The organism is Polyangiaceae bacterium (assembly GCA_020633235.1).
Lineage (GTDB): Bacteria > Myxococcota_A > Polyangia > Polyangiales > Polyangiaceae > JACKEA01.
In genome coordinates this window covers 1,220,647-1,233,132 of record JACKEA010000002.1, presented here as the reverse complement: position 1 = coordinate 1,233,132, position 12,486 = coordinate 1,220,647, and the positions used below count along the sequence as shown (strand labels likewise).

Here is a 12,486-nt window from a genome sequence, read left to right as displayed (position 1 = left end):
CAGTTGCTGAGCGCGGCGGCGTGCAACGTTGGATCTTCTTGGTCCTGGGCTTGGCGGCGTGCAGCTCTGGAGGCGGCAGCGGTGGTGGGACTTCCGATGCCGGAGGTTTCTCATCTGGGGGTTTTTCCGGCGCGGTAACCGGGGGTTTCGGGGGCGCGCTGGGCGGCGCGGGCGGCGCGGGAGCGGCGCCCGGCGGCGGCTTCGCGGGGAGCGGCGCGGAAGCGGGGAGCGGTGGCGCCCCCGCCGGCGGCGCCGCGGGCGCCGGCGGCAGTGGCGCCGGCGGCAGTGGCGCGGGCGCTGGCTGCGGCGCGCTCACCACGTGCCCCAAAGGCTGCGCGGATCTGGCGACGGACACCGAGAACTGCGGCAGCTGCGGCTACCTGTGCACCAGCTCCGTGAGCGGCGCCAAGGTGACGTGTCAGGGCGGGCAGTGCGGCGAGACCTGCTCCGACCCGAAGGCCACGCTGTGCGCGAGCCAAGGCGCCTGCTTCGATCTCGCGAACGATGCCGATCACTGCGGCAGCTGCAACAAGAAGTGCACGGCGCCGGCCGGCGGCAGCGTCGCCTGCGTCAACGGACAGTGCCAGAACGGCTGCCCCAGCGGCTACGTCCAGTGCGGCAGCAAGTGCGTCGACGCCAACACGGACAACGCCAACTGCGGCCAGTGCGGCAGCGTTTGCTCGTCGTCCTCGAGCTCCGTCAGCTGTCAGGGCGGGAAGTGCAGCTGCACCGGCGCGGACAGCGGCAAGACGCTGTGCAACGGCGTGTGCGTCGATACCGACAGCGACTGGAAGAACTGCGGCACCTGCGCCAAGGACTGCACTACCGCGGGCGGCGCACTGCCCTACGGCGCGAGCGTGGCGTGTGAAGCCGGCACTTGCGTCGCCCACGGCGACGTGAACCCCACTTGCTATTACCAGTCGTCGTGCCAGGGGAAGACCTGCGCCGACTTCTGCCAGAGCGGTGGCTACACCACGGTGGAGCCCAACACCAAAGGCTGCAACGGCGGCTTCGGCACGACCGTCGGCTGCTGCGGCTACTACAAGTACAGCGCCCTCGCGAGCGACTGCAAGATGGCGGTCTCCTGTACTGCGGCGGTGCCCAGCAGCACGACCTGTTCCGGCTACAACGCGACGATCGACACCGTCACCTGTCCCTGCAAGAAGACGTTTTGAGGCCCGCCATGAAGATGAAAACACTGATGTTCTCGACCCTCCTCGCCGTGGGCGGCTGCAGCGGCGGGGGCGGAAGCGGCGGCGGAGGCGGGATGGGCGCCAGCGGCGGCGGGGGCGGCTTCGGCAACTTCGGTGGAGGCAGCGGGACCGGTGGCGGCGCCACCGGCGGCGCTGGTGGCACCGCCAGCGGAGGGCAGGGCGGGCAGAGCGGCGGCGTAAGCGGCACCGGCGGCGGCGCGCCCAGCTGCGCCCCGGCGTGCCCGCGGCGTTCTCCGCTGCGCCGTCGCCGCTGTCGCTCCCCGCAGCGCGCTGCGGCGTGAGCTTCGACGCGCTCGGCAAGGCCAGCGGCGCCCTCGAGTACATGCTCTCGGATCTGACCGGCGACGGCGCGCCGGATCTGATCGTCACCCAAGACGACTGCGACCCGGACGTCGGCAGCACCCGCTGGGACGCGTACCCCGGTTCCGCCGCGGGGCTCGCTGCGGCGCCCACGTCACTTTCGCTGCCGGCGGCGCGCTGCGGCGTGAAGTTCGACAAGCCCGCGCGGAGCTCCGGGGCGCTGGAGTACGGTCTGCTCGACGCGACGGGAGACGGCTTTCCGGATCTGGTCGTGGTGCAGGACGACTGCGACGCGACCGTCGGCGCCACGCACTGGGACGTGTACGCCGGCAGTGCCGCCGGCTTCGCCGCGGCGCCCAGCGCGTACGCGCTGCCCGCAGGGCGTTGCGGCGTGATCTGGGACGAGCTGGGCAAGTCGAGCGGCGCCCTCGAGTACGTGCTCATGGACCTGACCGGCGATTCGCGCGTGGACCTGCTCGTCCACCAGGACGACTGCGACGCGAGCGTCGGCACTACGCGCTGGGACGTGTACGGCGGGAGCGCGAGCGGCTTTGCCGCGGCGCCCAGCGCGTACGCGCTGCCCGCCGCGCGCTGCGGCGTGAAGTTCGACGAGCCCGCGCGGAGCTCCGGCGCCCTCGAGTACGCGCTGCTGGACGTGGGCGGCGACGGCGCGCCGGATCTGGTCGTCGTGCAGGACGACTGCGACGGGACCATCGGCGCGTCGCACTGGGACGTGTACGGCGGGAGCGCGAGCGGCTTTGCCGCGGCGCCCAGCGCGTACGCGCTGCCCGCCGCGCGCTGCTCGGTGCCCTGGACGGCCCTGGGAAAGAGCAGCGGCGCGGTGCACTATTCGCTGTTGGACGTGAGCTGTGACGGCGCGCCGGATCTGGTCGTCAGCCAAGACGACTGCGACACTGCCGTCGGCCAGAGTCACTGGGACGTGTATCCCGGCTCCGCCGCCGGGCTCGCCGCCTCGCCCGCCGCCGTCTCCTTGCCGGCCGCGCGCTGCGGCGTGAGCTTTGACGCTTTGGGCAAGGCGAGCGGCGCCGTGCACTACGGCATGCTCTCCTGGCAAGCGACGGACCATCCGTCCCTGCTCGTCACGCGGGACACCTGCGACGCCACCGTGGGCGCCGCGCACTGGGATTACTACGTCGCACAGTAGGCGCGCGCCGGGGATCGCGCCGCCGCGACAAACATCAGAGGAGCTTCAACACCTGCTCGGGCGGTCGTCCGAGGGCGGCCTTCTTGCCGACCACCACCACCGGCCGCTCGAGTAGCACGGGGTAACTCGCGATGGCCTTGGCGACGGCGCGCTTGTCGCTCTTTGCCGACAGCCCCGAGGCGGCGAAGTCCTTCTCTTTCTTGCGCACCAGAGCCAGGGGCTCGATGCCCAGCATGTCGATGAGCTCGAGCACGCGCTTCTGGCTCGGTGGATCCTTCAGGTACTCCACGATCTCCGGCTCCACGCCGTTGTCCCGCAAGAGCGACAGAGTCTGTCGGCTCTTTTGGCAGCGCGGGTTGTGATAGATGACGACGTTCTTCATTTGGGTGCACACTTCCCGCCAGCGCAGTTGTCGCTGACGCAGTCGGCCTTCGCCTTGCAGCCGCGGCCGTCGGGACACTTCGGGCAGCTGCCGCCGCAGTCGCGGTCGCTCTCGTTGCCGTTCTTCACGCCGTCGGTGCAGCTTGGAGCGGCGCACTTGCCGGCACTGCACACTGCGCTCGAGCACTCGCTCGCCGCTTTGCAGCTCTCGCCGGCGGCCTTCAGGTCGCTGATCTCGTAGTCGTCGCTCACCGCCAAGGGACAACCCCAGGAGAGCGCCGAAAGAAGCAGCAGCGGAGCCCAGCGCCTCAAAACGTTCCCCTCAGGCCCACCTGCCCCGGACCCAGCAGCGGGACGAGGCGCGCGTCCTCCTCGGAGGGCGCGGTGAGCAGCAGCAGGGCGCCGGCCCCGATGCCGGCCAAGCCCACGCCGTAGCCGATGAAGGACGTGGTGCGTGCGGTGCGAAAGCTGTCCAAGTCGTTCTGCGCGGTGGGCGGACAGCTGGCGTCGCAGGCGCTGTCCAGGCTCGACTTCTTGTCCAGCATCACCACGCCGGCGGCCACGCCGGTGATGAGCCCGGCGCCGCCCACGCCCAGCGCCACGTAGCCCCAGGTGCGTTGCGCACTGCCCGGGTCCTCGGGCGCGCCGTTGGCGGTGAGCACTATGGCGCGCTCCTCTCCTTGATCCAGGACGACGATGCGTTTGCTCAGGGTCGTCTGATCTCGAAGCAGCGTCACCTCGTGCTTTCCGGGATCCACGGGCTGATGCACGCCGATCAGCGGCGCGGGTACGGCGCGGCCGTCCAGACGCACTTCCATCGTGCTTGGGTCGTGCGCGGGCACCCGGATGGTCAGCAGCGGGATGCGCGGACGGAGCTTCGCGAGCTCGCGATTCGCGTCGCGTACGGCGTCGCGAAAGGCTTCCGGAGCGTCGGCATCGATGGCCGTGCGGCGTGCTAGCTCGTAGCGTTCGGCGGCTTCCACCAAGCGCCCCAGGCCGGCGAGGGCCCGGGCGTCCATCAGCGCGATGGTGGGGGCCGGGAACAGGGCGTAGGCGCGATGCAGCAAGGCGTGGGCGCGACCGAGCTGGCCAGCGTCGAAGGCGGCGGCGCCGTCTTGCGCCAGCTGCCGCGCGGCGGCGCGCGTGCGGTCGTCCACCGGCGTGGCGTGGGCTGCCGCGGAGCCCAAGAGCAGCAAGATCGCGATGGACCTCCGAGCTTTTCTCACGCCCACGCGAAATTGGAGCTCAGAACCCGAAATCATAGCCCTTGCGATCCGCTGGTGACTTCTTACCAGAGGCGCGGGGCAAGGGGCGACCCAGCTTGGGCTTGAGGGTTTTCTGCGCTGCGGGTGCCGCTGCTTTGGGGGCCTCCGCACCGGAGTCCTCCACTGCATCGGCGCTGGCAGCCGTTGTTGCGGGCTCGGCGGGCGCCGCGAGGGGGGCGGCCGCCAACGTCGGAGCTTGGGGCGGAGCCGAGGGGGGCGCAGTTTCCGCCGGCGCACGGGTGCTGATGGCGATGGCGCCGGCGACGAGCAAGAGCACCGCGATGGCACCGGCGCCGACCAAGGTGCGTCGGCGGCCGCTCTTCTCTTGCAGCGGCGTCGCCAGGCTTCCGAGCTGCCCGGTGGTGTCGGATGACGGCGGCGGCAGGGTGGGCAGATTCTCCGAGGCGCTGGGGAGCTCTGCGCCGCGCAGGCTCGGCGCGGGCGCCTCGCCGCCGTCGAACCACGAGCGCAGCGACTTGCCGCTCACGTCTTCCGTCATCCCATGGTGGGACAGCCAACTGGCGAGGGACTCGCCCAGGGCGCGGACGGAGACCCAACGGTCCTCGCGATCTTTGGTCAGACCTCGCGACAGGATTGCCCACAGCTCCGCGTCGCCGGCGGCGAGCTCCGTCGTGGGTCGCGGCTCCTCGTGGCTGATGGCCCAGAGCAGCGCGTTGTAGTTGTCTTCGTCGAAAGGCACGCTGCCGGTCAGGAGCTCGTAGAGTACGACGCACAAGCTCCATACGTCGCTACGCTCGTCGACCTCCATCTCGCCCCGGGCCTGCTCCGGCGACATGTAGTCCGGGGTTCCGAGCACCACGCCCTGCAGCGTGAGCTTGCGGGAGGTCGCTTCCATGCGGGCGATGCCGAAGTCGAGCAGCTTGGGCTGAAGCCGGTCCGACTCCTCCACCGCCAAGAACACGTTCTCCGGCTTGACGTCGCGGTGCACGATGCCCTGGGCATGTGCCGCGCCCAGGGCGTCGGCGATGGGGAGCAGGGTCTGCACCGCGCGCAGCGCGGGGACTCGGGATTCCCGCGCCAGGACCGAGCGCAGGGTCTCGCCGTGGAGCAGCTCCATCACCACGAAGGGGTCGTCGAGGTCCGTCTTGCCGAAGTCGAACACGCGGCAAATGGCCGGGTGCCGGAGCTTGGCCGCCGCCCGCGCCTCTTGCAGCAGGCGCTCGGCGTGGACGGGGCTGGTGCCTGGAGCGTCCCCGTGGATCAGCTTCAATCCGACGTGGACGTCGAGCACGGTGTTGTGCGCCACCCACACCCGGCCGACACCACCGGCCCCCAACGGGCGCACCAGCCGGTACTTGCCGGCGATGATCTCACCGGATTGGTAGCGCTCGGCTCCCTCCTCCTGCGCGGGGTGTGGGGCTTCGTTCATCGACTAAACACCCTAATTTTCGCGTCAAATCCCCGCCGCGGCAAGGCCCCTCAATTGCGGCGTTTTCGCCGTTCCATGAGCACCGGCGGGGTGGGTGTGGGTGGGGTCGTGTCGGCGCTTTCCCGAGCCCGACCGAGGCCGTCGCCCAGTCGGCCCCAGAAGGTGCTGACCCCCAGCCAGATGGACAAGCCCCGGAGGTCGCGGAACATCTCGGGCACGTACGTGGGGGCCACCACCACTCCTTCGTGGGCTCTGCCCGCCAGCACCGCCACGTCGTCCAGGTGCACCTTGCCCACGAACAACCAGCGCACCAGATCCGCGCGTCCGGCGGCGATCGCTCGCCGCAAGAACTCGTAATTTTCCACGATGCCGCGGGTGTACACGATGTCCTTCGTGAACGGTGCGCCGCCGTCGAGCACACCCCCGCGGAACACGCGCTGGGTGTTCCAGAAGCACACGTCTTCCGCGTAGCCCTCGGTGCGGAACCACTCGAACACCTCGAGGAAGCTGGCGCCGTCTTCCGCCTTGTCCACCGCCAGTACGCGGTCGTTCAAGCGACGCGCCCGGGTGGGGTGGCTCTTCAAGGTGAGCACCTCGAGCAGTGCCGCGAGGCCTTCTTGGGCGGCGGCCGTGCGCGGCGGCCCCTTGGAAAGCCAGCGTGCGACCGGTTGGCGCTGGCCGTTCAGGCTGGTGGCCAGATGCGCCCAGCCCTCGTGGACCTCGAGCACGGCGATGTCGCGCTCGCTGAACAGCGCGCCTTGCCGGAGCTTCACGTAGTCGCTGCCCGCGGCGGCGTCCGCCACGATGCCGTCGTCCAACATCACGCGCACCACGCCGTCGCCGAAGTACGCGCTCAAGCGATCGTTCAACAACGTCACGGCGCGCTCCGCCGGGATGTCTCGGCGGGGGATGGGGCCCAGATCGTCGTCGTCCAGGTTGGTGAGCAGCTGATACATCTCGACGGCGAACTCGCGCACGCTGCGCTTACCGCCGGCCAGCGGATCCCGGGCGGATCCATACAGCTCGCGGCTCAGCTCGTAGAAGCGACGCGTGCCGCGGGCGGCGAGCATCTCGGCAACCCGGGCGTACTGTCGCGCGGTGGTGGCGAGCACGCCGGCAATGGCGTCGTCCTTACCCAAGTCACGCTCCACCTCGCGCACGATGGCCGCGAACTCTTCCGTCTTGTCTTGGGGATCGAAGCCGAGGGCCACCGCTTGGTAGTGCGCTTCGGTGACCTCCGGAAGCTCACGACAGCGCTGCGCGAAGAAGCGCTCCGCCACCTCCGGGGGCCACACCAACGTGTTGAGTATTCGGATCGGCCGCTGCGCATCCACGACGCGTTGTGCAAGGCTCGCGACCCGTTCCTTGTAGGACCGCCAGACCATGCGCCAGTATTGTCGGAAATCATGGGGTGGGAATGCACTTTTTGGGCGAGGGGCGCGGGTCCGCCCTTTCGGCTAGACTCCCGGCGCCGACCGGGGGGCGGCAGGGCAATCGAATCGCTTGGGAGCAACGATGAGAAACGTAAGAGTGTGGTGGGTGAGCGCCATCGCGCTGGTCGCAGTCGCAGGGTGCGGAAGCGACAGTAGCGGTGGCGGTGGTGGATCCGGCGGTTCGGGCAATCTGCCCACGCCGGTGATCGATCTGCGCGTCGACAACAACCGCAACGGTGTGATCGACCTGGACGACGCCACGGAGGACGAAGGCGAAGACACCTGGACCGCGACCAACGGCGCCATCTTCCTGGCGAACGTGGACGACGACTCCTATCGCTGCCCCAAGGGCGCAGAGACGGCGAGCCTGTCGGACGCGGAGCTGGCCAGCTGTTACGACGGTGCAGACGACATCGTGAACGGCGAGAGCGACCTCTTGGACATGGCGCGCATGGTGGTGAAGCCCTGGCCCGAGGCTCCGGACGACGCCAGCGCTCAGATCACGTTGCAGGACCCCGCCGCCAACTACGTGCGGGTGTTCAAGAACAACGGCGGCAATTGGGACGCCGTCGGCTTCCCGCTGGTGCTCACGCCGGCGGAGATCCGCGCCGGCGTGGAGCTCGCCATCGAGGGCAAGGACATCCTGCGGGACAAGGACGCCTGGGATGGCATGGCCCACTTCCAGTTGGACATGGACGCCGGGCGCGCGCCGGGCGGTGGCGACTACCAAGACGGGTCGGACAGCGTGGTGCTGCGCATCGCGCCGCTGCTCCTCTCGCACCACCTGCAGAAGCCGGTGCAGACCTACGTCACGGACGCCGGCCAGTTCTCCCCCGGGTCCACGGTGTTTCGTCAGGATCTGAAGGCCGCCACGGAAGCCGCGGGAGTGCCCGACGGCATGAGCGAGCACGCGGTGGGCGACCAGTGGACCCAGGACTGGATGGAGATCGGTTGGACCAGCATGCCGGCGCCGAACGGCGAGCAGCACACGATCGACGTCTTCATGCGGTCGGTCAACGTGGAGAGCGGAAAGAAGCTGCGCCAAGCCGGCCGTGAGGTGTACGCGGCGTTCCACGGGCAGGACACGGCAGGCCTGACGCCGTCTTACGACCCGAACCACGACGGCAGCATGGACTCGCTGAACTCCTACGGGAACACCGAGACCATCCCGCCCTACGAGTACAACGGCGAGAGCTACCCGATGGGACGCGTGTTCCGCGGTTCCGTCGCCTCGTTCCACCCGGATCCGCTGATGCAGAAGATGCTCGACGCGCAAGCGGTGCAGCCGATCCTCAACGTGGACACCTCCTGGCTGCTCGTGGGCCACGTGGACGAGACCATCAGCTTCGTGAAGATGGACAACGCCCGCGGCTGGGGCATGGCGGTCAACGATGCCGCCATGGCCAAGAAGATGCTCGAAGATCTGGTGAGCCAAGGGCAGGGCGGCGTGCTCATGTTCGAGGGCCAGAAGTGGTACACGGACACCGGCACGGAGCCGGCCCAGGTCACCGTCCAAGACGTGCTCAACGACACCGACGTGATGGGCGAGAGCGCCAAGGCGGTGGTGGAAGTGGACGGCCAGATGGACGTCTTCAAGAAGGAAGTGGGCATCACGGACGCCGACGTCATCCCCGTGCCCTTCCTGCACTGGACCGCCTACGGCTACTCCGTGGCGTACCAGCCGGGCACCGTGAACGGCATCTCCTTGGGCGACGCCCACTTCGGGGCGCCCAAGACCCACGGCCCCATCGTGAACGGCAAGGACCCCTTCGCCGAGCAGCTGGAAACCGAGTTCGGCAAGCACGGCATCACGATCGACTGGATCGAGGACTGGGACCTCTACCACCGCTTGGACGGTGAGGTTCACTGCGGCAGCAATACCAAGCGTGCGTTGCCCGAGAACGCCAAGTGGTGGGAGAGCGGACGATGAGAGCGGCACGAGTCTTTTTCGCAATCATGGCCTTGGGCCTGGCCGTTTGTGCGGCCGAGCCGGCGAAGGCGGCCGGACCCTCCGGCGTGGTGCTCACCGTCAAGCAGCTGGATCAGAAGACCCAGAAGGATCTGACCGCTCGCATCAAGAAGGCGCGCGCCGATAACCCCGTGGTGTTCCAGCGCGTCGCAAAGGTGGCCAGTCAGGTGCCGGAGCTCGACAAGCGCCGTCGCGGTCCCTTCGCCACCATCACCCTCTCCCTCAAGCGTCTGGGGCCGGATGCCCTGATGCCCATGCTGGAGATGTTGGCGGTGAAGGGCCCCGCCCGCGGCGACATGACCTCCACGGCGTGGACCACGCTGCGGGTCGGGCTGATCGAGGCCGTCGGCATCCAACGCGATGGCGTGGCCGAACCGGTGCTCACCAAGATCCTGGAGACCGACTCGGACTACTGGGTCGTGCGCGCCGCCGCCGAGGCCCTCGGGCGCATCGGTACGGATTCCGCCGCGGCAAAGCTGGTGTCCCTCGCGGAGAAGCCGAACCAGCGACGGATGGCGGTGCTCTCCGCCATCGGCAACGCCCGTCGTCCGGTCGTTGCCCAGGCGCTCTCGAAGATCGTCGCGTCCGCAACGGATCGTCGAACCACGCGGCTCACCATCCAGGCGCTGGGGGACGTGGGCAACACCTGGGCCTGGAAGACCCCGGCGCTCTCGAAGACCGGTGAAGGCGGCTCGGTCCGCTCCACCGCCGCCAAGGCGCTGATCGACACCTTCGTGCGCCTGTACGGCGACAAGGAGCTGCGCGTCGAGCTCCAGAAGTCGATCCTGCTGGTGGACGACCCTGCCACCCCCGGCCTGATCGAGGCGGCCAAGAGCGGCGCCTCGCCCGAGCTGGCGCAGGCCCTCGATGCCCTGCGGCAGAAGTTCGAGAAGAGCCCGCTGCACAAGTACTGACCCGGGCGGAAACTGGCGGACGCTCCGGAGCATCGGAGGGTCCGCCTTTTCTTTTTTGTCGGACCGGCGCGATTCCCGTCGCGCCGCGCCGGAGCGCGCGGCGCCGCGCGGCGGACGCGGTGGCGTCGTGGCGTGCCGGGATTCGCGCCGGACCAACAAACATCGGCCCACGATTGTGTGCGGCGGGCCCGTTTTTGTTGCTCCGATGCAATGCCGTCTGAATTACAGTCCGGCGCATGAGTGGGCGGGACTGGAACGCCGTGAGGTTCGAGCGTGACACGAGCGCGGATCACGTCGAGAGCTACTTCCTCAAGCTGAACGACCCGAAGGCGCGCCGCGCGTTGTGGCTCAAGGCCACCATCTTGTCCGGGCGTTTTCGCGACCCGGTGGCGGAAGGTTGGGCCATCGCGTTCGATCGCGAGAGCGGCCACGTCGCCGCCAAGGAGGTGATCCCGTACTCCGAGGCACGCTTCTCGGCGGACGCCCTCGACGTGCGCGTACGCGACGTGGAGCTTCGGCCGGGGTTCACTCGCGGGCGCCTCTCGGCGCGGGGCCACAGCCTCGAGTGGGAGCTCACCTTCGACGCCGGCGGACCGCCCCTCACGCTGCTCCCCAACGAGCGCATGTACCGCGGCAAGTTCCCGAGCTCCAAGCTGGTCACGCCCTTTCCCGACACGCGCTTTTCGGGGTTCTACAAGGTGGACGGCCGCGAAGTGCGGGTGGACGGCTGGCGCGGCATGCAGGGTCACAACTGGGGCAAGAAGCACGCGGAGCTGTACGGCTGGGGACACGTGAACCAGTGGGACGGCGGCGAGAACGTGATGCTCGAGGGCGTGACGGCACGGGTGAAGATGGGGCCGGTGTTGGTGCCCCCGCTCACCATCGTGTGCGTGTGGCACGAGGGGGCGCGCTACGAGTTCAACGCCGTCAAGAACCTGATGCAGAACAAGGGCTCGGTGGCGCAGCGCTCCTGGAAGTTCGAGGCGCAGACCCGCCGCGCGAAGGTGCGCGGCGAGCTGTCCGCCACCACGGACGACATGGTGGGGCTCTATTACGAGAACCCCGACGGGGACATGACCTACTGCTTGAACTCCAAGATCGCGCGGGCCTGGTTGCGCCTGGAGCCGGCCAGCGGCCCGCCGCTGGAGGTGACGAGCCGCGCTGCCGCCCTCGAAATCGGTACCAAGGACCCGAAGCATGGCGTCCGAATGCTGGCCTGAGGAGGTTTCGTGAAGAGCGTCACGCTCGAGATTACGGATCGCATCGCGACCATCACCCTGAATCGTCCCGAGCGTCTGAACGCCATCGATCAGCACATGCCGCGGGACATCCGCGCGGCGGTTGCCCAGGCCAACGACGACGACGACGTGCACGTCATCGTGGTGACCGGTGCCGGGCGTGCGTTCTCCGCCGGCTACGACCTGGTGGACTACGCACAGACGCCGGGGGCCAACGCCGGCGTGCAAGAGATGCCCTGGGACCCGATGGTCGACTTCAAGATGATGTACGACAACACGCAGTGCTTCGCGTCCTTGTGGCGAAGCTACAAGCCGACCATCGCGAAGGTGCGCGGCTTCGCCGTCGCCGGCGGCAGCGACATTGCCCTGTCGTGTGATCTCGTGGTGATGGCCGCGGACGCGAAGATCGGATACCCGCCGGCGCGGGTGTGGGGCTGCCCCACCACCGCGATGTGGGTGTACCGCGTGGGAGCGGAGCGCGCGAAGCGCATGCTGCTCACCGGGGATCTGATCGACGGGCGGGAAGCCAAGGACATGGGCCTGGTGATCGACGCCGTGCCCGAGGCGGAGCTCGACCTGCGCGTGTCGGAGCTGGCGAAGCGCATGGCTGCGGTGCCGCGGAACCAGCTGATGATGCACAAATTGATGATCAATCAGGCCTTCGACAACATGGGCTTCGCGGGGACGCAGACGTTGGCGACGCTTTTCGACGGCGTCGCGCGGCACTCCCCGGAGGGCATGTGGTTCAAGGAGCGAGCAGAAGCCGTGGGCTTCAAGCAAGCCGTGGCAGAGCGCGACGGCGGTGAGCCCATCGCGCCCGGGGTGAGCCGACGTGGGTGATCGGGGTGCCACGCTGGCGCGCGCGGCGGCCGCGGCGCTGTTGCTCGCGGCGTGCAAGAAGGAGAGTCCCCCCTCGGCCGCCAGCGCCGAGCCGGTGAAGGGGGAAGCGAAGCTTGCGCTGTCCGCCGTGGCGCCGCCGGAGATGAGCGCGAAGGCCCAGCGCGACGACGATTGCTGCATGGGCAAGAACTCCTGCAAGGGCAAGGGTGGCTGCGCCGTGCCCGAGTCCCACGCGTGCGCCGGACAGAACGAGTGCCGGGGTAAGGGCGGCTGCCGCGCTCACTGTCCGCGCTGAGGGCGCGTCCGAAAACCTCTGCGACTACGATCGCCGATCCTCTCGCTGCGGCGGGCGGCCTCGTCGCTCCGCTCCTCAACCT

The 12,486-nt window shown here is 69.1% G+C and carries 13 protein-coding genes; 8 read left to right on the top strand and 5 right to left on the bottom strand.

Going from position 1 to position 12,486, the window contains the following annotated elements; all coding sequences use genetic code 11:
• Positions 1-20 precede the first annotated feature (20 nt).
• From H6717_16000 to H6717_15990, 3 genes are read left to right on the top strand one after another with little or no spacing between them, the layout of a single operon-like run.
• Entirely contained in the window at positions 21-1,175 is a 1,155-nt protein-coding gene (locus tag H6717_16000; protein MCB9578529.1) for a hypothetical protein, read from the top strand.
• Between the two features lie 8 nt (positions 1,176-1,183).
• Positions 1,184-1,495, top strand: coding sequence for a hypothetical protein (locus H6717_15995; protein MCB9578528.1), 312 nt, complete (start codon positions 1,184-1,186; stop codon positions 1,493-1,495).
• On the top strand, positions 1,432-2,679 hold the full coding sequence (locus tag H6717_15990; protein ID MCB9578527.1) for a hypothetical protein: 1,248 nt from the start codon (positions 1,432-1,434) through the stop codon (positions 2,677-2,679). The genes H6717_15995 and H6717_15990 overlap by 64 nt, the downstream gene beginning before the upstream one ends.
• A gap of 34 nt (positions 2,680-2,713) precedes the next feature.
• Here the strand turns inward: H6717_15990 and arsC are convergent, their stop codons facing one another.
• From arsC to H6717_15965, 5 genes are read right to left on the bottom strand one after another with little or no spacing between them, the layout of a single operon-like run.
• Positions 2,714-3,061: an arsenate reductase (glutaredoxin) gene (arsC, locus tag H6717_15985; protein ID MCB9578526.1), complete on the bottom strand. Its 348-nt coding sequence runs from the start codon at positions 3,059-3,061 to the stop codon at positions 2,714-2,716.
• Positions 3,058-3,372, bottom strand: a complete 315-nt coding sequence (locus H6717_15980) for a hypothetical protein (protein ID MCB9578525.1) — start codon at positions 3,370-3,372, stop codon at positions 3,058-3,060. Before H6717_15980 ends, arsC begins: the two co-directional genes overlap by 4 nt.
• Positions 3,369-4,286, bottom strand: coding sequence for a hypothetical protein (locus H6717_15975; protein MCB9578524.1), 918 nt, complete (start codon positions 4,284-4,286; stop codon positions 3,369-3,371). The genes H6717_15980 and H6717_15975 overlap by 4 nt, the downstream gene beginning before the upstream one ends.
• Positions 4,287-4,305: 19 nt before the next feature.
• Positions 4,306-5,715: a serine/threonine protein kinase gene (locus H6717_15970; GenBank protein MCB9578523.1), complete on the bottom strand. Its 1,410-nt coding sequence runs from the start codon at positions 5,713-5,715 to the stop codon at positions 4,306-4,308.
• Between the two features lie 50 nt (positions 5,716-5,765).
• The gene (locus tag H6717_15965; GenBank protein MCB9578522.1) at positions 5,766-7,100 is read right to left on the bottom strand and encodes a DUF1704 domain-containing protein; all 1,335 of its coding nucleotides are present in this window, start codon (positions 7,098-7,100) and stop codon (positions 5,766-5,768) included.
• A 130-nt stretch (positions 7,101-7,230) separates the two neighbouring features.
• On the opposite strand from H6717_15965, the gene H6717_15960 reads away from it, so the two are divergent.
• The 5 genes from H6717_15960 (at position 7,231) to H6717_15940 (ending at position 12,404) form a co-directional block, all read left to right on the top strand.
• Positions 7,231-9,078, top strand: coding sequence for a protein-arginine deiminase (locus H6717_15960; protein MCB9578521.1), 1,848 nt, complete (start codon positions 7,231-7,233; stop codon positions 9,076-9,078).
• Positions 9,075-10,031: a HEAT repeat domain-containing protein gene (locus H6717_15955; GenBank protein ID MCB9578520.1), complete on the top strand. Its 957-nt coding sequence runs from the start codon at positions 9,075-9,077 to the stop codon at positions 10,029-10,031. Before H6717_15960 ends, H6717_15955 begins: the two co-directional genes overlap by 4 nt.
• A gap of 260 nt (positions 10,032-10,291) precedes the next feature.
• Positions 10,292-11,251 carry a hypothetical protein gene (locus tag H6717_15950; protein ID MCB9578519.1) on the top strand — a complete coding sequence of 320 codons (960 nt, stop codon included), beginning with the start codon at positions 10,292-10,294 and terminating at the stop codon, positions 11,249-11,251.
• Positions 11,252-11,260: 9 nt separating this feature from the next.
• A complete protein-coding gene (locus H6717_15945; protein MCB9578518.1) occupies positions 11,261-12,109 on the top strand; it encodes a crotonase/enoyl-CoA hydratase family protein in 849 nt (282 codons plus the stop codon).
• Positions 12,102-12,404: a hypothetical protein gene (locus H6717_15940; GenBank protein ID MCB9578517.1), complete on the top strand. Its 303-nt coding sequence runs from the start codon at positions 12,102-12,104 to the stop codon at positions 12,402-12,404. Before H6717_15945 ends, H6717_15940 begins: the two co-directional genes overlap by 8 nt.
• The last annotated feature ends 82 nt before the right edge of the window (positions 12,405-12,486 follow it).